This window comes from Clostridium sp. UBA7791 (assembly GCF_002480755.1).
Classification (GTDB): Bacteria; Bacillota; Clostridia; order Clostridiales; family Clostridiaceae; genus Clostridium_J; species Clostridium_J sulfidigenes.
Genome location: NZ_DLCT01000005.1, coordinates 1,447,220 through 1,466,785, shown reverse-complemented (window position 1 = coordinate 1,466,785; position 19,566 = coordinate 1,447,220). Strand labels below are relative to the sequence as shown.

The 19,566-nt window shown below is 28.9% G+C and carries 26 protein-coding genes; 20 read left to right on the top strand and 6 right to left on the bottom strand.

Annotation, left to right across the window (positions count from 1 at the left end; all coding sequences use genetic code 11):
- Positions 1-42 precede the first annotated feature (42 nt).
- The 6 genes from B3Z56_RS12530 (at position 43) to B3Z56_RS12505 (ending at position 3,164) form a co-directional block, all read left to right on the top strand.
- A complete protein-coding gene (locus B3Z56_RS12530; protein WP_346878887.1) occupies positions 43-678 on the top strand; it encodes a class I SAM-dependent methyltransferase in 636 nt (211 codons plus the stop codon).
- Between the two features lie 229 nt (positions 679-907).
- Positions 908-1,234, top strand: coding sequence for a hypothetical protein (locus tag B3Z56_RS12525; RefSeq protein ID WP_346876790.1), 327 nt, complete (start codon positions 908-910; stop codon positions 1,232-1,234).
- Positions 1,235-1,454: 220 nt separating this feature from the next.
- Positions 1,455-1,913 carry a GNAT family N-acetyltransferase gene (locus tag B3Z56_RS12520; RefSeq protein WP_346878886.1) on the top strand — a complete coding sequence of 153 codons (459 nt, stop codon included), beginning with the start codon at positions 1,455-1,457 and terminating at the stop codon, positions 1,911-1,913.
- A gap of 273 nt (positions 1,914-2,186) precedes the next feature.
- Positions 2,187-2,375, top strand: a complete 189-nt coding sequence (locus tag B3Z56_RS12515) for a hypothetical protein (RefSeq protein ID WP_346876788.1) — start codon at positions 2,187-2,189, stop codon at positions 2,373-2,375.
- 266 nt (positions 2,376-2,641) lie between these two features.
- Positions 2,642-2,857 carry a hypothetical protein gene (locus B3Z56_RS12510; RefSeq protein ID WP_346846800.1) on the top strand — a complete coding sequence of 72 codons (216 nt, stop codon included), beginning with the start codon at positions 2,642-2,644 and terminating at the stop codon, positions 2,855-2,857.
- 4 nt (positions 2,858-2,861) lie between these two features.
- On the top strand, positions 2,862-3,164 hold the full coding sequence (locus tag B3Z56_RS12505) for a spore coat protein (protein ID WP_346846801.1): 303 nt from the start codon (positions 2,862-2,864) through the stop codon (positions 3,162-3,164).
- 329 nt (positions 3,165-3,493) lie between these two features.
- Here the strand turns inward: B3Z56_RS12505 and B3Z56_RS12500 are convergent, their stop codons facing one another.
- Positions 3,494-3,823 (bottom strand): hypothetical protein, encoded by a 330-nt coding sequence (locus B3Z56_RS12500; protein ID WP_346876786.1) that lies wholly within the window; start codon positions 3,821-3,823, stop codon positions 3,494-3,496.
- A 366-nt stretch (positions 3,824-4,189) separates the two neighbouring features.
- On the opposite strand from B3Z56_RS12500, the gene B3Z56_RS12495 reads away from it, so the two are divergent.
- The 3 genes from B3Z56_RS12495 to B3Z56_RS12485 all read left to right on the top strand — a co-directional run bounded on the left by B3Z56_RS12495 (position 4,190) and on the right by B3Z56_RS12485 (position 7,474).
- A complete protein-coding gene (locus B3Z56_RS12495) occupies positions 4,190-4,660 on the top strand; it encodes an NUDIX domain-containing protein (protein ID WP_346846803.1) in 471 nt (156 codons plus the stop codon).
- A 231-nt stretch (positions 4,661-4,891) separates the two neighbouring features.
- Complete coding sequence (locus B3Z56_RS12490; protein ID WP_346878885.1) at positions 4,892-6,775, top strand: S41 family peptidase; 1,884 nt, start codon at positions 4,892-4,894, stop codon at positions 6,773-6,775.
- 219 nt (positions 6,776-6,994) lie between these two features.
- Positions 6,995-7,474, top strand: a complete 480-nt coding sequence (locus B3Z56_RS12485; protein WP_346878884.1) for a GNAT family N-acetyltransferase — start codon at positions 6,995-6,997, stop codon at positions 7,472-7,474.
- Between the two features lie 217 nt (positions 7,475-7,691).
- Here the strand turns inward: B3Z56_RS12485 and B3Z56_RS12480 are convergent, their stop codons facing one another.
- Positions 7,692-7,958 (bottom strand): hypothetical protein, encoded by a 267-nt coding sequence (locus tag B3Z56_RS12480; RefSeq protein ID WP_346846806.1) that lies wholly within the window; start codon positions 7,956-7,958, stop codon positions 7,692-7,694.
- Positions 7,959-7,988: 30 nt separating this feature from the next.
- Positions 7,989-8,111: a hypothetical protein gene (locus tag B3Z56_RS12475; protein WP_346846807.1), complete on the bottom strand. Its 123-nt coding sequence runs from the start codon at positions 8,109-8,111 to the stop codon at positions 7,989-7,991.
- Between the two features lie 511 nt (positions 8,112-8,622).
- On the opposite strand from B3Z56_RS12475, the gene B3Z56_RS12470 reads away from it, so the two are divergent.
- The 4 genes from B3Z56_RS12470 to B3Z56_RS12455 all read left to right on the top strand — a co-directional run bounded on the left by B3Z56_RS12470 (position 8,623) and on the right by B3Z56_RS12455 (position 11,246).
- Entirely contained in the window at positions 8,623-9,075 is a 453-nt protein-coding gene (locus B3Z56_RS12470; protein WP_346878883.1) for an NUDIX hydrolase, read from the top strand.
- Between the two features lie 235 nt (positions 9,076-9,310).
- Complete coding sequence (locus B3Z56_RS12465) at positions 9,311-9,838, top strand: GrpB family protein (RefSeq protein ID WP_346846809.1); 528 nt, start codon at positions 9,311-9,313, stop codon at positions 9,836-9,838.
- A gap of 117 nt (positions 9,839-9,955) precedes the next feature.
- Positions 9,956-10,618, top strand: coding sequence for a Type 1 glutamine amidotransferase-like domain-containing protein (locus tag B3Z56_RS12460; protein WP_346846810.1), 663 nt, complete (start codon positions 9,956-9,958; stop codon positions 10,616-10,618).
- A 127-nt stretch (positions 10,619-10,745) separates the two neighbouring features.
- Positions 10,746-11,246 carry a GNAT family N-acetyltransferase gene (locus B3Z56_RS12455; RefSeq protein WP_346846811.1) on the top strand — a complete coding sequence of 167 codons (501 nt, stop codon included), beginning with the start codon at positions 10,746-10,748 and terminating at the stop codon, positions 11,244-11,246.
- A 404-nt stretch (positions 11,247-11,650) separates the two neighbouring features.
- Here the strand turns inward: B3Z56_RS12455 and B3Z56_RS12450 are convergent, their stop codons facing one another.
- The 3 genes from B3Z56_RS12450 to B3Z56_RS12440 all read right to left on the bottom strand — a co-directional run bounded on the left by B3Z56_RS12450 (position 11,651) and on the right by B3Z56_RS12440 (position 13,757).
- Positions 11,651-12,136, bottom strand: a complete 486-nt coding sequence (locus tag B3Z56_RS12450; protein ID WP_346846812.1) for a hypothetical protein — start codon at positions 12,134-12,136, stop codon at positions 11,651-11,653.
- Between the two features lie 131 nt (positions 12,137-12,267).
- The gene (locus B3Z56_RS12445) at positions 12,268-13,059 is read right to left on the bottom strand and encodes a CPBP family intramembrane glutamic endopeptidase (protein WP_346846813.1); all 792 of its coding nucleotides are present in this window, start codon (positions 13,057-13,059) and stop codon (positions 12,268-12,270) included.
- A 227-nt stretch (positions 13,060-13,286) separates the two neighbouring features.
- Positions 13,287-13,757: a hypothetical protein gene (locus tag B3Z56_RS12440; RefSeq protein ID WP_346878882.1), complete on the bottom strand. Its 471-nt coding sequence runs from the start codon at positions 13,755-13,757 to the stop codon at positions 13,287-13,289.
- A 387-nt stretch (positions 13,758-14,144) separates the two neighbouring features.
- On the opposite strand from B3Z56_RS12440, the gene B3Z56_RS12435 reads away from it, so the two are divergent.
- The 7 genes from B3Z56_RS12435 to B3Z56_RS12405 all read left to right on the top strand — a co-directional run bounded on the left by B3Z56_RS12435 (position 14,145) and on the right by B3Z56_RS12405 (position 19,558).
- A complete protein-coding gene (locus tag B3Z56_RS12435) occupies positions 14,145-14,696 on the top strand; it encodes a hypothetical protein (protein ID WP_346846815.1) in 552 nt (183 codons plus the stop codon).
- Between the two features lie 59 nt (positions 14,697-14,755).
- Entirely contained in the window at positions 14,756-15,514 is a 759-nt protein-coding gene (locus tag B3Z56_RS12430; protein ID WP_346878881.1) for an APH(3') family aminoglycoside O-phosphotransferase, read from the top strand.
- Between the two features lie 70 nt (positions 15,515-15,584).
- Positions 15,585-15,971, top strand: coding sequence for a hypothetical protein (locus B3Z56_RS12425; RefSeq protein WP_346878880.1), 387 nt, complete (start codon positions 15,585-15,587; stop codon positions 15,969-15,971).
- Positions 15,972-16,035: 64 nt separating this feature from the next.
- Positions 16,036-16,593 (top strand): GNAT family protein, encoded by a 558-nt coding sequence (locus tag B3Z56_RS12420; RefSeq protein WP_346878879.1) that lies wholly within the window; start codon positions 16,036-16,038, stop codon positions 16,591-16,593.
- A gap of 207 nt (positions 16,594-16,800) precedes the next feature.
- A complete protein-coding gene (locus B3Z56_RS12415) occupies positions 16,801-17,925 on the top strand; it encodes a DUF4037 domain-containing protein (RefSeq protein ID WP_346878878.1) in 1,125 nt (374 codons plus the stop codon).
- Between the two features lie 223 nt (positions 17,926-18,148).
- Positions 18,149-18,607 (top strand): GNAT family N-acetyltransferase, encoded by a 459-nt coding sequence (locus B3Z56_RS12410; protein ID WP_346878877.1) that lies wholly within the window; start codon positions 18,149-18,151, stop codon positions 18,605-18,607.
- A gap of 291 nt (positions 18,608-18,898) precedes the next feature.
- Complete coding sequence (locus tag B3Z56_RS12405; RefSeq protein ID WP_346878876.1) at positions 18,899-19,558, top strand: UDP-N-acetylglucosamine pyrophosphorylase; 660 nt, start codon at positions 18,899-18,901, stop codon at positions 19,556-19,558.
- Positions 19,559-19,566 lie beyond the last annotated feature (8 nt).

Below are 19,566 nucleotides of genomic sequence, written 5' to 3'. Positions count from 1 at the left end.
TCATAAATTATAATTCAATAAAAAGAAACTAGGAGGTTTGTCATGACACAGAAGAAATATTGGAATACAGTCGCAGAAAACAAAGAATTTACAACACCTTTTCACTTTGAAGAGTTTGCTAAGTTTGTTAATAAGGAAGGTATTATTCTAGATGTGGGTTGTGGTTATGGAAGAACATTAGAACAGCTAAATTTAGAAGGGTACAGCAATTTAATAGGAATTGACTTCTCAGAGAAAATGATACAACGAGGCAATGTAAAATATCCTCATTTAGATTTGAGGGTAATGCAAGGAGATAATATTGAATTAGATAGTGAAAGTTGTGATACGGTTATTTTATTTGCAGTGCTAACGTGTATTGTTAACGATAAAGAACAGGCAGCATTGCTAAAAGAAATAGAGCGTGTTTTGAAACCTAATGGGATTCTGTATATTAATGATTTCTTACTAAACACAGATGAACGCAATATAGAACGTTATAAGTTATTTCAAGATAAATACCAAAAATATGGTGTATTTGAATTACCTGAAGGTGCTATAGTTAGGCATCACGATATAAAATGGATTGATCAATGTTTGCAGCCATTTGATAAATTGATTTTAAATCAGGTGGTATATACAACTATGAATGGAAATAAATCAAACGGTTATTATTACTTAGGTAGAAAAAGAGGATAATCATAAAACTAACGATAATAATTATTAGTTAGGATAATTGACACTCTTTTCATTTTGAATTTTTTCATAAGTTGTTTAGTTAATACCTAAGCCTTGCCTTCTTCTTAATTTGTCCACCTTATAGAGTACATTTTATATTGCTCCTATTTTATAGTGCAAAATGATATAAGTGAATAATTGTATATTATTATTAATAATACATAAAATATCACTGAGAGGTGGATATTATATGAAAAAATTTATTATGATCTTACTAATTTTAGTAACTATTATATTTGGTACATCTATTACAACTTATGCATCTTCACGAAATATGTATAAAGAGGGTTTTTATAAAGTATCGGATTTTAATCATTCAAAAGATGGTTCTTATCATGTTCAAAATATATCAGCATATAGTATTTCTGTTATTGTTTTTAATGAAAATAATATTAAAACACAAGTCTTATATCTAGAACCTAAATCACCAAGACATTATTTAGTTTCTCTTAAATCTGAATATAAAATCGTAATAGTTGGTGACGGTGAGGTACATATTGATGCAGGTATAAAATAATTAGATCTTATATTTTTTAACTAGTTATTATAAAATAAGTATACTTATCATTAAATGGCTTTGATTTGAAATCAAAGCTATTTATTTTAGAGAATCTCTATATAGAGGTGCTTATTTGCATACATTTTATTGTACTAATGTTATAATAGGTATTATATTTATGATTGCAAATGAAAAAAATTAGGAAATTGTGTTCAAATTAATTTTAGGGGGGGATTTAATGTATCAATATTATAAAGGATTGATTATTAGAGAAGGTGCAGATGGGATTAAGGGGGATATCATTAAAAAAATGTACAATGAAGTTGGTTGGGTGTCTGCAAATCAACCGTTATGGCTAGATGAAAAGTATGAAATCTGCTTTAAAAATTCATCATGGGTTTTCACTGTCTGGGATAAGGAAGATATGATAGCTATGGTAAGGGTTGTATCAGATAGAGTCATGACAGCAACAATCCAAGACCTGGCTGTGAAAGAAGAGTATAGAGGAAAAGGCATAGGTAAAAAACTTATAGACTTGTGTTTAGAAAAGTTACCCCATGGAAATTGGTGGGTGCATACTACTCCAGAAAATTATGATTTCTATAAGAAATGTAGATTTGAGATTCCTCAAATATCTGATAGTTCATCAATGATATATATGGGATATATTAAGGCTAAATTAGAAGGACATAGATGAGGATGTGGAAGATAGTGTTAGGAAATAAGGGGAATACTAGAAGCAAATAATAAAAGATTATGAAAATCTAGCTAATTACGAACTAGAACTTACTAGCATAGAAGAAATATTACCAATAATCATTAATAATGATAAATCAAAAATTATATTTAGTGATAATGAAAATGATGAATATTGCAATTCATTTGTAGAGGTTTTTAGGAAATACGCTCAAATAGTAAGGAATTGGAGTATTAATATAGATGCTGAAGAAGTTTATGGTTATCCCCTAGTATGGATGATTTGAAAGAATTGCTCAATGACTTAAATCAGTACTATGATTTATTCTGTTTAGAAGAAAGGGAAAATGAATATTATGTTGGAAATATTCATTTAAAAGATTTTAATTATTCTTACGTAAGTAAAGCTATAACTAAAGTAATTAATAATTCATATTTTGAAGAAATTAAGAAATTATATTAATATATGATTCTATTAAGACATTTAATAAATCTATAGATTAGTATTTAATAAACCTTGATTTGCGCATCTCTTTTTAGAGGTGCTTTTTGTATTTTAATATATCTTATTGTAGTTGAGCTATAATAAGTATTATATTAACAAACCTACCTCATAAAAAAGCAAATGATACTTATTTGAAAATGAAATGGATAGATATAACATGGTTATTAATCTTCTTAAAATCACATAATATAAGTGCTTATAATTTATATTATGGAGGTAAGAACATGAGAAAACTTTCAGAAGCAGAAGTACTATCTTTAACATCACTTTTGAAGATGGAACAAGATGGATTAATTGTACAAAGAGCAGTAAATGCACTAATAACAGATGAAAATCTAAAAAGACAAGGTGAATCTAGCACGCTAGCATGCGAGGGTAGGATAAAAGGATTACAACAATTTATCACCGAAAATCAAGTAACAGTTCCAAGGGAGGTATAATGGAATGGCAAATTTAGTTGGAAACCTAATTAAAAACAACATTAATATCAATGATGAGGTTATATCTACAAATATGCTTTCTTCTGGAAAAGCTGCAGCTGACGCTTATCTAAATGCTACATTAACAAGCAGTACTCCAGAGTTAAGATCCATTTATTCTTCTGGTTTAAATCAAATAGTTGGAGGGCACACTGCTCTTACAGAACTAGCTGTAAACAAAGGTTGGGCTAAACCTTATAATTCACCTATGCAACAATTGACTGACACTTATAATGAATCAAAAACTGTAACTGATCAAACTGAATAATAAATTATAAATCTATTATGATTAATTGGAAGGGCTGTTACACAATAGAAAATTACTTCTAGGTGCGACAGCACTTCTTATTTTTTGTATATAAAAGAGGTAGTTACCATTGTAATAACTAGAAGAGTTATACTTACAAATAAAAAAATATATTATAACTCTTCAGCATTCTGAATAGTTTACTGCATATTAATAACTGAAAAATATACTTGGAGCAAATAATAAATGATTATGAAAATCTAGCTAATTACGAAATAGAACTTAATAGCATAGCAGAATAATTTACTAGCATAGAAGAAATTAAGAAATTATAACAATAAAAGGACACCCTATTGTGTCCCTTTATCAATAAATATTTGACCGTTACCAACTATAACAATTCTATAGTCAGGCTTAAGAGGAATTAAATTATACTTAGCTGACTTAGGTTCAAGACGAATAGATTGTATTATAACTTGATTTTCATCATAAAGAGTAAGAAAAACACTATCATTTGCTGAAACATTTTGGACTATATAAGATTCATTTGGGGATATATTGAAATCAGTTGCTTTATAAACACCTTCTGTAAATATATTTTCAGCAAATACACGTGTAGAAGCAAAAGTACTTAATACCAATGTAATTAAAATTAACAATATAACGGTAAACTTTTTCATAGCACAGCCTCCTTTCGTCTTTAGTTTGTGTAATGGAGCTAATAATATACAGATTTGTAATTTAAGGAAATGAATTAATTAGGATAAATAAATTGGTAGTTTATTGCAATTATCTTATAATGAGTATGTTATATAATTATAAGATATTATAAAAGTAATTAATGCAAATTTAAAATACATTAATAAATCTATAGATTAATATTTAATAAACTTTGATATGAGCATCTCTTTTTAGAGGTGTTTTTTGTATATTGGTACATTTTATTGTAAATGTGCAATGATAAGTATTATAATTATGATTGTAAATGAATAATTGTGTTATAGTGCATAACATTGTAGATTTTAAATATTGGAGGATGGAATAATATGATTGAAGCAAAATTTTATTATAAAAATGAAAATGCACCAAAGCCTAATAAGCCAAACCATATAGGTGCCTGTGCAATTATTAAGTATAATAATAAAATATTATTAGAAAAAAGAGCAGATAGTAACCGTTGGGCACTTATAGGAGGAGGTTTGAAAATTGATGAAAGTTTAGAAGAAGGAATAATTAGAGAAATTAATGAAGAAACAGGAATTATAATATCAGAAGAGTCTTTGTTCTTTTGGAAAATGTTTTCAGACCCATCAAGAATCGCAGCATATCCAGATGGAAATATTGTTAGAATAATATCTGCTGCTTATATAGTAAATTTAACAGAGAATCATAAATTGGTATGCAGTGACGAATCAGAAGAATTGAAGTATTTTACTTACCAAGAGCTAGAAAAATTAAATATCGCTGAAACACATAGACATATAATTAAAGAGTATTTTTCATCAATGATAAGTTAACTGTTGATTTTTTTAAGTGAGCATATTTCAAATCACCTAACAAAAATTATAATATATTCCATAAATGGTTTTCACATTAGTTACTATGTGATATAGTGTTTTTATGGTATGTTTACAATATTATAGACAATATTGTATATATTTGTACTTTATCAAAGATAAAATCTTATTGAAAAAGATTTTAAAGTACTAAAGAATGTAGGTGGAAAGTATGAAAAAAAAGAAGTTAAAATGAATGTATTTAGTAAAAAAGTAATAATTAGTTTTATACTTATAGTTATGGGTCTAACATTTGTAGCTTGTACTAGTTCAGATAAAACTAAAGAAAAGAATCTTAAAAGATCCCAAGATACAGAATTTGCATCAGATAGTGGAGTTAGGATAGAAAAATTAAGTGAAGTTCAACAGAAGAATTTGCATACTTTAGCAAAGGTCTGGGGATTTACTAAGTATCGTCATCCAGAGATTACAGCAGGGAATGTTAATTGGGATGCAGAATTATTTAGAGTTATTCCCAAAGTGCTTGAGGCAACCACCAAGGAAGAAGCTGGAGATATCATGGCTACATGGTTAAACCAGTTTCCATTTCAGGTTAATACACTTAGTAAAGAACAGGAAGATCTATATCGTCAAGTAAAAGAGAAAGTATACTTAGATGTAGAATATTCATGGATAAAGAATAGACAAGTCCTTGGAAATAACCTTGCTGACTATCTTGAAAATTTATCAGAGGTAAAAGTAACTGATAATGACAATGGATATGCTGTTTTTGAAGAAGGGGATATTGTTAATGTATCTTCAGATTCTTTTATGGACAATTCTATTAACTATGAAGACACAGGAATGAGATTGCTCGGGTTGTTTCGTTATTGGAATATTATAGAATATTTCTATCCATATAAAAATCTCATGGATGAAGATTGGGATCAAGTACTTTATGACAAGATTCCTGAGTTAGCACTTCAAGGTGATAAGGAATCATATGTATTATCCATTGCAAATCTTACCACATATATTCATGACTCTCATGGCTTTTTTAATGATAACTTTAAGGTGCTACAACAACACTTTGGAGCATACAAAGCAAAAGCATCAATATTTAATATAGATGGTCAGATTGTCATTGCTGGCAGGGAAGATAAGTCCCCTTTAAAGGTAGGAGATATTGTGGTAGCTATTGATGGAACTACTATAGAAAAGATAATAGATGAGTGCAACAAATATATATCAGTATCAGATAAAAATCGTTTTACAAATGCTTTTGACTATTACCTTTTGCGTTCTACAAAAGAAATAGCTGAAATAGAGGTAATAAGAAATGGTGAAAAGTTAAGCTTGAATGTTCCATGCTATTATAATAGCAAGTATGATGTAAAAAGACTGGGCCAAGATGAGAAAAGTTGCTTTATGGGAGACAAAAAAATAGGTTATATTAATATAGCTACACTTGAAAGTGGAGATTTAGATAAATTAATGAAAAAATTTAAAGGGACAGAAGGGTTGATTATTGATGCGCGATTCGATAATGTAAAAATGAGTGAATATTTAAAATTTATTAATTATCCTATAGGGGAATATATAAAACCTAAAGTTTCTGAATATCAACAATTTTATTCAAGTAATAGTTTCGAACCAGGGAAATTTTTAAAATCAACCAGTAATAGTTCAGGAAGAGGATTCATAGCAGAACAATTGGACAAAGGTATAGATTCAACTACATTTAGCAAAATATTTGATAACGGCATTATTAGAACCTCATTAGGAAAAGTAAAAGATAGATATCAGTATAATGGGAAGGTAATAATACTGATGAATGAATGTACACAAAGCGTCTTGGAGACAATGGTTATGTCTTTTATGGATGCACCAAATGCAACGGTAATAGGAACTCCTTCTGCAGGAGCTAATGGTAATATTATGGACATTACACTTCCAGGGTGTATACAGACATCTATATCAGGGCTAGCAGTAACATATATGGATGGAAGCCAGACACAAAGAATAGGTCTTAAACCTGACATAACTGTAAAACAAACTGTGAAAGGAATTGCAGAGGGTAAGGATGAGGTTATAGAAAAAGCAATAGAGTTAATCACGAAACCAGAGAGTAAATAGCAATAGTGTAAAATAAGTAAGAACATGTGAAATAATATTATGATAAATTCTATTTTGTTGCTTCAAAAGTTGCTAAGTATATATAATTATGATTGTAAATCAGAAATTGTAAAATGTTGTGAAGTAATTAAATATGACACCTTGTGGTGGATGTGGTGAATTTATTCATGAAAGTATCATATTGTAATGTAAATGGAAAATTTTCTAGAGGTGTACGAAATGAATTTGAGATTGGCAGGTCTTACAGAGCTATATGCAAAAGAAGTTTGCGATTGGAAATATGACGATATATATTCTATATATAATTATCCAGGATGGGATAAAGTATCTAATGAAAAATGGGGGATTACAATAGAAGAAAAGAGAAAGAGTGAATTTAATGCTGTGATTGATGATTGCAATTGCTTATGTGGATACATAAGGTTACTGGATAAAAATGAGTGTGTTTTTATTGGAATTGGTTTAAAACCATCTCTATGTGGACAAGGATTAGGAAAGGTCTTAATGGAAATAGTAAAAGAACAATGCAAGAAGATATATACAGATAAAAAGATTGATTTAGAAGTTCGGTCTTTCAATGAAAGGGCGATTAAATGTTATAAAAGTGCAGGGTTTAATGTAGTAGATACTTATAGGAAAGATACGCCTCTTGGTTATGGAGAATTTGTTAGAATGGAATTTTATGAGCACTCTTCTTAATAGAATTCCTAATAAAGACTATTGTAGTTTATAGAATTTTATTTTACAATCAGCCTTAGGAAAGTACAATATTGAGGCATAAAGTGACTAGATATTTAAATTTTAATTTATATTAGGGGTAAAAAACAAATGGAAGATTGCTCTTCCATTTGTTTTTATATTTCATTTTACATATTGTCTTTCATATCTGGATATTGTCTATAAATATATATTTACTTCAATTAAACTTCTTATTACAATATGGACATTGATATACCAAATCAATATCACTATCTTTGTCAAATTTCATTGGTAACCTGTAATTACAATAAGGACATTTCCAAAACAAAAGAGATAATACTATAAATACTGGCAATAAACTTATACCAATAATTGTAAATAAGGTAAAAGGAAAAAAACATCCTATAAAGCATAGAGGAACAGATAAAAATAAGCAGGCCAAAGAAATTTTACGAATTTTTAGTAAATTTTCTATCTTATTCATGATACACCTCCCAATATATATTAAAGTTAATCAATCTGATCTATTATCTTCTTGTATTTCCTTTTTCCATCTTTCCATAGATTCCTCATGTTCTTTCTTTTGAGTTGAATTTTCTCCTTCTGCATTAAATATAATCTTTGTTCTTTTTTTCATCTACTTACTCTCCTCATAATTAATGTCATAACTCAAATTAGAAAAAAATACTAAAAAATCAATTTATGGATTAATTATACTATGAATAGTTTACTACAAAATAATGAAAAATAAAATAATTTTAAATTTACCGTAGATGATATATTAACTTTAACTTTTTTGCCCTTAATGAAGACTAAAAGGAATAAGGGGAATATAACCATTGAAAGTATTGAGTTAGCATAAAAAATGCCAGAAGGATTTGAAGTTCAAAAGAATCTTGAGGATTATGCTTATAGAATATGAGAAGCAATATTAAGACGAATAGTATAAGCATAATATTGAATTTAATGGCTTTGATTAAAAATCAGAGCCATTTATTTTAGAGCATCTCTTTATGGAGGTGCTTTTTTCATATACATACATTTTATTGTAATCGTGCTATAATAAGTATTATATTTATGGTTGTAAATGAAAAAATGTAATTTATTATTCGTTAAATACAAATAAATGTAAAAGGGAAGTGTATATTATGAGAGCGCCTATACAGGTATTAGTAATACCATATAAATTAGTTAATGAAATCCCATTATATTGTATTTTTAAGAGAAATAATGGAGATTATTGGCAATTTATTGCTGGCGGAGCTGAAGACGATGAAACTCCTTTAGAGGCTGCAAAGAGAGAATCATTTGAAGAGTCTGGTATAGAACGTTTAAATAAATTTTATCAATTAGTATCTACATTTTATGTGCCTGCTAACTGCATATCAGAGAAATGTAGACAATATTGGGATAAGAATGTATTTGTAATACCTGAATATTGTTTTGCAGTTAATATTAACAATAACCATATAGAATTATCATTAGAACATACTGAATATTTCTGGGGGACATATCAAGAGGTTTTTAAAAAGTTATATTGGGAAAGTAATAAAGTTGCACTATTTGAACTAAATAGTAGAATTGAAACAAACTTATTTTAGATTAATCAATTTACAAATTCAATATATTGTCTATAAGTTATGTAAGATATTAAAATTTAAAAACTATACCCTTACCTAGTTTAAAATACATATAGGTATATACTTAACTATCTAATATAGGTAAAAATGCATATAGAGACCTATTTAAATATAAAAACATGAACCAGTTTAACTATAGATATATTTAACTATTAAACTAGAATATTTAGTGCATCTCTTTAAGGAGGTTAAATAAATGATTGGATTAGCAAGGGGAACCGTTAAGATTGTTCCATATAGCTTTAATTGGAAAGAGATTTATAAGGAAGAAGAAAAACTATTGTATCATTTGTTAGGCAAAACTGCTATAGACATACAACATGTAGGAAGTACATCAATAGAAGGACTTGATTCAAAACCAATTATAGATATTGCTGTAGGAGTTAAATCATTGGATGATGTAGATAAGCATAGAAACTTATTAGAAGCAAATGGATATCAATTTAGAGATAATGCAGGGATTGAAGGTCGTGTAATGTTTGCTAAAGGAAGGGAAGATTTAAGAACTCATTATTTGCATATAGAAATAATTAACGGAGAACTGTGGAAAAATCACATCTATTTTCGTGATTACCTTAGGCTAAATAAGGAAGCCGTTGAGGAATATTCAAGGCTAAAGAAGAATTTAGCTTCAAAGTATACTAATGATAGAGGTTCATATACAAATGCAAAGAATGAATTTATTAATTCTGTATTAAAAAAGGTAAAAGAAGAAGTGGATTGACACGCTCTTTAGTAAGGAATACATAATGGAATTTATGTTTGTAGCAGAAAATAAAAACGGTTATATTAAATTGTGAAGCATTATGAATTTTAAAAAGTTTCATTGAGGGGGAGTATTATGAATATTTTATTAGATGGATTAGATTTTAACGAATCATGGGCATATAAAACATTAAAGAATATAATTAGACCTGAGTACAAAATTTGTGTGATTCCTTTTGCTTTTCATGAGGATTGGATAAAAAATGAGGCTGAGTGGGAAAAATCCTATAATAAAATAAGTGGTGAGCATTACAAAAATATAGCTGCTCCATTTTACACTTATGGAATAGAGGATAATAATATAACATTGATTAATTACTTTACAGACAATTCAGAAAGTGCTAAAGCAAAAATTAATTCAGCGGATATAGTTTTTTTTACAGGTGGATTCCCAGATAAAATAATGAGTAGGCTATCGGAGTTAGGATTGATTAATACCGTAGAACAGCATAGTGGAATAATAATGGGATGGAGTGCTGGTGCTATGATGCAATGCTCGCAGTATTATATTTCTCCAGATAAAGATTATCCAGAGTTTATTTATGAAAAAGGACTAAGATGTATAGACAATTTTGCAGTTGAAGTACACTATAAAAATACTGATTCACAAAATAAAAGTATTGAAAAATATATAAGAGAAAATGGAAAGATGGTATATACTACACAACAACAAAGTGCAATAATTGTTGACGGTTATAACCTATCATTGTTAGGAAATGCAAAAGTTTATCAAAAATAACTTTAATATTAAATTTTCAATAAGAAGGAACTGTAGTATAGAGGAAAGATTGCCAGATTACTTGAGGATTATGCAATAAAAGCAAAAAGGTCTGCACCTATAAATGAAATATAAAAGAGGTATTAGAATGTTATATGAAATTAGATTAGCAGAGGAAGATGATATAAGGATAATAGTTGAGTTACTAAATAAAGTAACGTTAAACTTACATCAAAAAAGTATTAATCAATGGACATATCCTTGGGATATTGAAGAAATAAACATAGACGTAAAAAATAAAAACATCTATATGATGACAATAGACAAGCTAATAGTTGGAACATTTTCTATAAAAGACATGGATGTTAATGCTGTACTTCACATCAACAAACCCAATAATTTATATCTTTACAGAATAGCAATATTACCAGGGTATCAAGGAAAAGATATAGGACTTAAAATTGTTAATTATGCCTTTAAGATTTCAAGAAATTTAAGAAAAACACTATATTTAGACTGTTGGGCTGGAAATGTAAAATTAAAAAACTATTATTCTAAAGCGGGATTTGATTATTGCGGAGATTTTCAAGAAAAAGATTATATGATTAGTGTTTTTAAATATACATTTCCATTAAACAATTTACAATAAGTGTATTGATCAATTCTATTTTAGTATTCTGGAGCGAGAATATTATAATAATTATAAGTAAGGTTAATACATCACCCCGGATATTTTTGGTCAACAGCACTTGAAACTGGAGATATAATTAAAGTATTAAATAACAACAATGAATACGAATTAAATAAAGTGGTAACTTCTGTAAGATTAATAGAATCTATAGAATAATAGAAAAACTATATTAAATGGTTAACTCAATATTTGCTGATTTTTCATAAAATAATAAATTGGATTTTAATTATATTGCGAACTAAAAATACCGTATATTCAGTTTTGAATAGTACGGTATTTTCATAAAATATTTGATTTTATTTTTAGTGAGCTATTTATATCTTTTACAGCTTTACATTTCAATTACTTCACTGTAACTTTCATTACAAGTTGGAGGTTGATTTTAATTTAATGGGTATAAACGCTTCCATTTGTGCCCATCCTTGTGCTTTTATAATCTCTGGTGGTGTAATAATATGTCCCATACCATAATGATTTTGACGGATATCCAGTTCGAAAATATCAGAATTCTTAATATATTCCAAGGCTTGATTATATAACTTACCACGTGTTTCTTCATCTCCATCTTTGAAGAAATAAGTTACATAGTACCCGCCTTCAAAATCAACAATTTCGTTACTGCCATCATCCATATCATCACTCAATGCCCACCACCATACTAGGCCTTGTTTTTCTTCATCAAAACATAAAAAGTCTCTGGGCATAAAACTATCTCGTTCACATAGATTAATTGCAGAAAAATACTTATTGAACTTTCCTAAAATACCGTCAGGGGAAAAGTTAAATTCTTTATCTATCCCAGATGATGCTGCTTTGAATGGTGGCAATGATATTATCCTAAAATCCATAAAAATACCTCCCGTTATTTTTTATCAACTGATTTAAACACGCTTACTTTGACCATATTATAACATATTTCCCAACACCGTACTATTCAATTTTCAAAGAAAAGTTTGTATAAGGATGCAGGGTTGTACTATTACACTATACTTTTGTTGTACATCACAACAGTTACAATTGAAACAACAATAATCATAGTATTTGCCACAACAGTTCCTAACCAAGTCATAGTCATGGTGCCAAAGATGGGGGATGCTGCATTAAACATGGTATGGAATAATACACACATAAACACACAGCCTTTTCCCGATATTTTGTAGATTGCTCCATTAAAAAAACGAAACGCCATGAGTTGAACTGCAAACATCCAAAAGTTAATGAGTCCCTCTCCATGATTAGTCCCCGGAATAAAAAAGAGAGGAATATGCCAAAAAATCCAAACTATACCTGTAAAAATGGAAGAAAAAACAAAGCCATAATCTTTGTCAAGCTCAGGCTGCAATATGTACATCCAGCCAGCTTCTTCCAAGCCACCGATAATAAGCCCCCCAGGTAGAGAAAGGAAGAACGTATAAAACGGAAGCACCATTTCCGTATGGCCTGAAACTGCAATATGTATCAAAAAATACAGTGCAAGCCCTGCAACAACGAACAAATAGAGGGAAATTTTATTTTTAAAATAAAAAACAGTTTTCAACCATTCCTTAAAATCTGCTATTTTGTTATTCTTCTTGAGAACGATATATGAAGCAATAGCGGGTGACAAAATATAGATTGCAAAAGGAATGTTCATACCGAATTGCTGTAACGAGTGAACCCAATTGTAAACCGAGTATCCGAACTGCCCAAGAATAATCAAAGCACCTGACACAATATAGGCTATGCAAAATGTCAGCATCGTAAATTGTACTATAATTTTTTTATCTGTCATGATTTCTTCACCTCACATTTTGAAGTATCCATTAAATTTTAATGGATGGATGATTCTACTTGAAATATTTAATGAATTTATTAATAATGATATTTTGAAAAATTAGGTTACACTTGCTTATATTCATGTATAATTATTTTATAGGTGATGTGTAATTATAATGAATTGTATTTATTTGAAATTACTCCTCTATATACTATAAAATGGGGACTTATCCCGCATTACAATTAATTTTTGACAGTATCTACAACTATTTCTATTGCTTTCTTAACAAAATTTATTTTTCTTTCACTAATTACTTCTCCGCTATAGGATATTATTATATCAGATATGGCTATTTGATTTTCTTTCGTAGCATCCTCAGAACCCATTAGAGTCAACCATTTTATATCTATATCTGATTTAGAAATCTTCTTATCATATTTAATTATATATTGCATATCATCAAAAAACTGTGAATTTGAACTTGAATTTACAATGATAGAATTATCTGATTTTTGAAATACTTGTACCACAAAAAATACTTTATCTTTCTCCAAACTAACATAGTTTTCGTTTGGATATTCTTTCGATTCATATATTAATTCTGAATTATCTACAGATATATTTGATGAATAATCTTTGCTTACAGATGAACATCCTGTTATCATGGCACACACAATTAATATAAAGCAAGTTAATAATGCGTTTTTCCTCATTACCAATCCTCCTTACTTCTAGCCCAATGACTCCCATTTATCCAGTACAATTCGATACTATTATAACATATCTTACCAATAAAGTACTATTCAATTTTCAAAGATCAAACTTTCTTAATTAGTTCCCAATATCTACATATGACGAGGGCAAATTTCACTTTAAAATTAAAATGATTCTGATTGAAATATTTAATAAATTTATTAATACTGATATTTTGAAGAATTAGATTATACTTGCTTATATTCATGTATAATTATTTTATAGGCTATGTGTAATTATAATAAATTGATCGAAGGAGATTAAGAAATATAAAACTGAATAATTTCTTTAGACATGCCCCATTAATAATAGGTATTAAATTATTTATATTTTAGGAAGTGATAGTATTGAGTATATTAGGATACAATCGCATTATTATTGTTGGTAATAATGGTAGTGGAAAAAGTTTTTTATCTAAAGAATTGTCTGTTATCACGGGTTTGCCACTTATTCATCTTGATGTTGAGTTTTGGCGTCCTAATTGGGAACAACCTCCGAGAGAAGAATGGATAAAGAAGCAAATGGAACTTACATCAAAGGTAAAATGGATAATTGAGGGAAATCATACTGACACAATGGAATTGCGATTTAAAGCAGCAGATTTAATAATATTTCTTGATATAAATCGTTTCATATGTTTGGTTAGTGTATTAACAAGAAATGGTAAAAAGCGTTCGGATATACCCCAATATCTTGAAGAAAAACTTGATAAGGAGTTTTTACGTCTTTGTAAAGGCTTATGGAGTTTCTCTAAAACACGTAAACATACTATAATGAATTTACATAAAAAATATCCTAATAAACCGTTTTGGGTTATTGATAGCAGAAAAAAAATGAAAAAGTTGTTAAAACTATGGAGAGATGAAAAAATAAATAGATCAACAGAATCACAAGGATAGATTTAAATGAATATAGAAAACCAGATATTTATATAGAAAAAGGATTGGTGGGAAAATATATGTATTTACCAAATAAGTTAGAAAAAATACTTGCAGGTATGCACTTTGAAGTAGATAAAGAAGGTATGTCTAAAGCAAAAGTAATTAAGTGCTTTGATATGGAAAAATCTTATTATTTAAAGATAGAAAAGGTTAATGATGAAGTGATCAGAGAATATGAGATGTACCAGTGGTTGTATGGAAAACTATCAGTACCAAAAGTGATTTATCGTGTGATAGAAGATGACATTTCTTATATGCTAATAGAGAATGCAAAAGGTCAGATGCTAGAAGATGAAACATATAGAAAAGCTCCAGAAAGATTAGTTCATTTAGCATCTATTGGTATAAAGAAATTGCAGAGTGTTGATATCACAGAATGTAATTTTAACAGTAGAATAGAGGAAAAATTAGAAAAAGCAAAATACAGGATTGAACATAATTTGATAGGAAGAGTGGATAGAAATAAATATACGGAAGGCCTTGAAACATCTAGGGATGTATTTAATTATCTCGTAAGGAATAAGCCAGTAGAACAATTAGTGTTTACACATGGAGACTATTGTTTTAACAATTATTTTACAGATGGTAAAGATATTACATCCTTTATAGATTTAGGACGAGGGGGCGTTGGCGATCTATATCAAGATATTGCATTATGTGTTCGTGAATTAATGGATTTTGATTCAAGATATACAGATATGTTGTTTGAAGAATTAGAAATAAAACCTGATTATGTAAAAATAAAATACTATATTTTATTAGATGAGCTATTCTAATTATGTATAAATTGCGGAGTAGAAATTACAAAGCTGGGTTATCTTATGAAAACAAGTATTGGGGGTGAGAATGTTGGCGAAAATCAAATTGCAAGACTTAATAACAGTACTAAAAAGTGATGTAGTAAAGTATAATTCATGTATTGAAATTAACTTTTGTATTGATGATGACACAGAATATGAAGATTGCTGGCTTGGGAAAATGCCAGATAGAGATAATCCAGGTAAAGAAGTATACTGGTATGGATTAACATTAAATGGCTTACAAGCCTATGATTATGCTAAATTAGAGGATATTTTAAATTCCAAAGTATTTCATGGCAAAAGTTTGTGTGATGTCATTGAAAAAATAACTTGGTATTCATTAGATGGATGTAGTATAGAGGAAAGATTACCAGATTACCTTGATGATTATGCAATAAAAGCAAAGAGGTCTGCACCTATATATGAAATATAGAGATGTATTAGAATGTTATATGAAATTAGATTAGCAGAGGAAAATGAAAAAGTGGGGGATAAGGATGGAAAATATGAAAAAACAATTACATCATCTATTAAAAGGAAAATCTATAGAACTTGTACCTGTAACTGAAGAACATATGGAATTTATATGTAATGAAGAAAGTGATGAAGAATTATGGTGTTATGAGGAACATGTTGAGACTGACAAAGATCGTCTTCGAAAGAAGTTTATTAAGCGAATTGAAGAAAATGATGTTTTTGATTTTGTAGTTAAACGCAGTTCAGATGGGGTACAGATGGCAGTAGTTTATATATGGGAATGTATTTCCTCACGTAAGAGCTGGGAAATTGGATATGTTATCTTGCCTGAGTTTCAAGGTAATGGATATTGTTTAGAGAGTGTACAGCTTTTGCTTTCCTTTGCATTTAATGAATTGAAAGCTCATAAGGTATTAGGTATGTGCCATTGCGAAAATAAAAAATCTGCATCAATAATGGAAAAGGTAGGTATGTCAAAGCAGGGTGTATTTAGGGAAGAATATCTATGTAGAGGTAAGTGGGTCGACCAATTCTATTTTAGTATGCTGGATCGAGAATATCATAATAATTATAAGTAAGGTTAATATATCACGACGGTATTTTTTATTTAATAACTCAAATTATAATAAACGTTATTCATACACTGACTAGAGCATCTCTTTATAGAGGTGCTTTTTGTATTTTAAAACATTTTATTGTAATTGTTCTATAATAAGTATTATAATTATGATTGTATATGAATAATTGTAAGATATTATTCACTAATTGATAAAAGGAGTAGGAATATGAGTGATATCTTTGTATGTAAAAGTGAGAATGAATTTATTCCAGGATTAAAATTAAATAAAGGATTTTACTTTGATATTATAAAACCACTAATAGATAAGCAATATCCGGATCTTCGATATGCAGCAGCGCTCGTTGGACATTGCTCAGATGTATTGGGGTTTGATGACTATAAATCCACTGACCATGTTTGGGGGCCCAGATTACAAATTTTTTTAGAGGAAGAAAACTTTAATGATGTAAAAACTAAGTTAGATACCCTCTTCAAATATAACCTACCCTTTGAATATAAGGGGTTTCCAACTAACTACAAGGCTGTCGAAGGATGGACTAATAATAGTTATATGCAATATAAGAATACATATCCTATTAACCATTTTGTAGAAATAAATACGGTAAATTCTTTTTTTAACAATGATATAGTTGTTAATCAACATAGAGAAATAGATTTTAAGGACTGGATATCCTTCCCAATACAGCATCTACTAGAACTAACAAGTGGAGAAGTATTTTATGATGGAATTGGAGATTTAACTAAAGCAAGACAAGCTATTCAATTTTTCCCAAGGAATGTTTTGCTCTTACGTTTATTTATACTATGGAAATCAATTAATGAGGAACAAGCTTTTATAGGTAGATGTGCAGAAAAGGATGATAGAATAGGTGAAAGTATTATTACGAATAGAATAATAAATAAGCTAATGAAGATATGTTTTTATTATGAAAAAAAATATTATCCCTATAGCAAGTGGTTCGGAGTTGCTTTCAAAAGGCTTGAAATATCGAGTGCTATATCTGATTTAATAGAGACGGCGATAGCTTCACCTGAAAGAAAAGAACGGGAAGCAGCTTTATGTAACTTATACATTAAGATAATAGAGAAACATAATTCTATAGGCTTAACAAGTTATGTAGAACCTAAAATTATAAACTATTATAGTAGGGGTTATCTTGGTTTTGATTCAGAAATAATATTAAAAGAATTAAGCAGCGAAATTAACTGGAGTAATATAAAAGATATTGATTTACTATCGAGAATAGAATTGTTTGATGATTCTAATTTTGGATGTAATTATTCTATTAACAAAAGAATAGTTGAAGCGTCAGTAAATAGAAACAAATAATGTAAAGCAATAAACATAATATTTAAAATCGTAATCTTAATAGATTAGGTAATAAAATTTAATATAAATAACTACTGTAAAAAATTATAAGTATGATTATCTTATAAATACAAGTACTGAGGGGAGAGTAATATCCCATAGTCTTTTTATAATTAAGAGGTGAAATTAATGATTTTATAATATTTAATAATAAATATGCTTTACCAAAATGGGGGGATAAAAAATGAATTTAGAATTTAAGGAATTTAAAATAGAACATATACGTGAAGTTAACAAGTGGCACTATGATGGAATTTATTCATTTTATGATATGCCATCAGAAGATGGTTTAAAGGAATTTTTAGCACCAGATAGCGAGGTAAGATATTTTGCCTGTTTTAATGGAGAATATATGATAGGATTTTATTGCCACTGGTTAGAGGATGGACAAATGACCATAGGGTTAGGGATCAAACCTGAGTTAACGGGACAAGGCTTGGGCAAAGAATTTACCAGAGCATGCATTGAGTTTGGTATTAAAAGACTAAACTATAAAGGAAATAATGTTAAGCTAATGGTAGCATCCTTCAATGAAAGAGCAATAAAGATATATAAAAAGTTAGGTTTTAAAGAAACTGAAAGAAATGTATTGGAGACTTCTGATGGATATACGGAATTCATAATAATGGTTAAAAAACTGTAATATATTTTTGTATTTTTATAATCTGGTTACAATATTTTTATATTAGTTATAAGTCATGTGAGATATTAAAATGAAAAAATATCCTTGCCTAGTTTTAAATATAAATAGGTATATACTTACCTATTTAACTATGGATATATTTAACTATTAAACTAGTTGTTGTCGCCATGCGGGTTTCAGGGTTTACTTATTTTTGAAAGCGACATGAAATTGTTTATCAATGAGTTAGTAGGTTGAATTTACAAATGAATAATTGTAGGATATGACGAAATAAATCAGAGGAGGATTATAATGAAAGTTTCTGTAAACGAACTATTAAACATTGAAGAATTAGATGCAAGAGCCATATTTGAAGGAGTTAAGTATCCTTGGGAAGCTCTTACAGAAATTAAGGATTTCATTTTTGAATACGCAAAAAATCTGCCAAGCGATTTTGAAAGAATAAAGGAATTTGTATGGGTTGGCAAAGGCACTACTATAGAAAAAAGTGTTCTTATAAACGGTCCAGCGATTATCGGTTACAATTGCGAAATCAGGCATTCTGCTTACATTAGAGACAATGTTATTATTGGTAATGATGTTGTAATTGGAAACTCAACTGAAATTAAAAATTCAATCCTCTTTAATAAAGTGCAAGTTCCCCATTACAATTATGTTGGTGATTCAATATTAGGGTATAAAGCCCATTTGGGGGCAGGTGCAATAACCTCCAATTTAAAATCTGATGGAACATTAGTAAAAGTAAAATATGGTACAGATATTGTTGAAACTGGTTTAAGGAAATTTGGTGCAATTCTAGGCGATTCAGCTGAAGTAGGATGTAACTCAGTTTTAAACCCAGGGACAATAATAGGAAAAGATAGTATTGTTTATCCATTAAGTTCTGTAAGAGGTTATATTCCAGAGAATAGTATTTTGAAAAGTAGTGGTGAAATTGTAGAGAGAAAATAAAGTCAAGG

What these genes read in the sequence shown, in the direction of transcription:
- B3Z56_RS12530 (WP_346878887.1), top strand. Translation starts at nt 43, where the DNA reads ATGACACAGAAGAAATATTGGAATACAGTCGCAGAAAACAAAGAATTT.
- B3Z56_RS12525 (WP_346876790.1), top strand. Translation starts at nt 908, where the DNA reads ATGAAAAAATTTATTATGATCTTACTAATTTTAGTAACTATTATATTT.
- B3Z56_RS12520 (WP_346878886.1), top strand. Translation starts at nt 1,455, where the DNA reads ATGTATCAATATTATAAAGGATTGATTATTAGAGAAGGTGCAGATGGG.
- B3Z56_RS12515 (WP_346876788.1), top strand. Translation starts at nt 2,187, where the DNA reads ATGGATGATTTGAAAGAATTGCTCAATGACTTAAATCAGTACTATGAT.
- B3Z56_RS12510 (WP_346846800.1), top strand. Translation starts at nt 2,642, where the DNA reads ATGAGAAAACTTTCAGAAGCAGAAGTACTATCTTTAACATCACTTTTG.
- B3Z56_RS12505 (WP_346846801.1), top strand. Translation starts at nt 2,862, where the DNA reads ATGGCAAATTTAGTTGGAAACCTAATTAAAAACAACATTAATATCAAT.
- B3Z56_RS12500 (WP_346876786.1), bottom strand. Translation starts at nt 3,823, where the DNA reads ATGAAAAAGTTTACCGTTATATTGTTAATTTTAATTACATTGGTATTA.
- B3Z56_RS12495 (WP_346846803.1), top strand. Translation starts at nt 4,190, where the DNA reads ATGATTGAAGCAAAATTTTATTATAAAAATGAAAATGCACCAAAGCCT.
- B3Z56_RS12490 (WP_346878885.1), top strand. Translation starts at nt 4,892, where the DNA reads ATGAATGTATTTAGTAAAAAAGTAATAATTAGTTTTATACTTATAGTT.
- B3Z56_RS12485 (WP_346878884.1), top strand. Translation starts at nt 6,995, where the DNA reads ATGAATTTGAGATTGGCAGGTCTTACAGAGCTATATGCAAAAGAAGTT.
- B3Z56_RS12480 (WP_346846806.1), bottom strand. Translation starts at nt 7,958, where the DNA reads ATGAATAAGATAGAAAATTTACTAAAAATTCGTAAAATTTCTTTGGCC.
- B3Z56_RS12475 (WP_346846807.1), bottom strand. Translation starts at nt 8,111, where the DNA reads ATGAAAAAAAGAACAAAGATTATATTTAATGCAGAAGGAGAAAATTCA.
- B3Z56_RS12470 (WP_346878883.1), top strand. Translation starts at nt 8,623, where the DNA reads ATGAGAGCGCCTATACAGGTATTAGTAATACCATATAAATTAGTTAAT.
- B3Z56_RS12465 (WP_346846809.1), top strand. Translation starts at nt 9,311, where the DNA reads ATGATTGGATTAGCAAGGGGAACCGTTAAGATTGTTCCATATAGCTTT.
- B3Z56_RS12460 (WP_346846810.1), top strand. Translation starts at nt 9,956, where the DNA reads ATGAATATTTTATTAGATGGATTAGATTTTAACGAATCATGGGCATAT.
- B3Z56_RS12455 (WP_346846811.1), top strand. Translation starts at nt 10,746, where the DNA reads ATGTTATATGAAATTAGATTAGCAGAGGAAGATGATATAAGGATAATA.
- B3Z56_RS12450 (WP_346846812.1), bottom strand. Translation starts at nt 12,136, where the DNA reads ATGGATTTTAGGATAATATCATTGCCACCATTCAAAGCAGCATCATCT.
- B3Z56_RS12445 (WP_346846813.1), bottom strand. Translation starts at nt 13,059, where the DNA reads ATGACAGATAAAAAAATTATAGTACAATTTACGATGCTGACATTTTGC.
- B3Z56_RS12440 (WP_346878882.1), bottom strand. Translation starts at nt 13,757, where the DNA reads ATGAGGAAAAACGCATTATTAACTTGCTTTATATTAATTGTGTGTGCC.
- B3Z56_RS12430 (WP_346878881.1), top strand. Translation starts at nt 14,756, where the DNA reads ATGTATTTACCAAATAAGTTAGAAAAAATACTTGCAGGTATGCACTTT.
- B3Z56_RS12425 (WP_346878880.1), top strand. Translation starts at nt 15,585, where the DNA reads ATGTTGGCGAAAATCAAATTGCAAGACTTAATAACAGTACTAAAAAGT.
- B3Z56_RS12420 (WP_346878879.1), top strand. Translation starts at nt 16,036, where the DNA reads ATGGAAAATATGAAAAAACAATTACATCATCTATTAAAAGGAAAATCT.
- B3Z56_RS12415 (WP_346878878.1), top strand. Translation starts at nt 16,801, where the DNA reads ATGAGTGATATCTTTGTATGTAAAAGTGAGAATGAATTTATTCCAGGA.
- B3Z56_RS12410 (WP_346878877.1), top strand. Translation starts at nt 18,149, where the DNA reads ATGAATTTAGAATTTAAGGAATTTAAAATAGAACATATACGTGAAGTT.
- B3Z56_RS12405 (WP_346878876.1), top strand. Translation starts at nt 18,899, where the DNA reads ATGAAAGTTTCTGTAAACGAACTATTAAACATTGAAGAATTAGATGCA.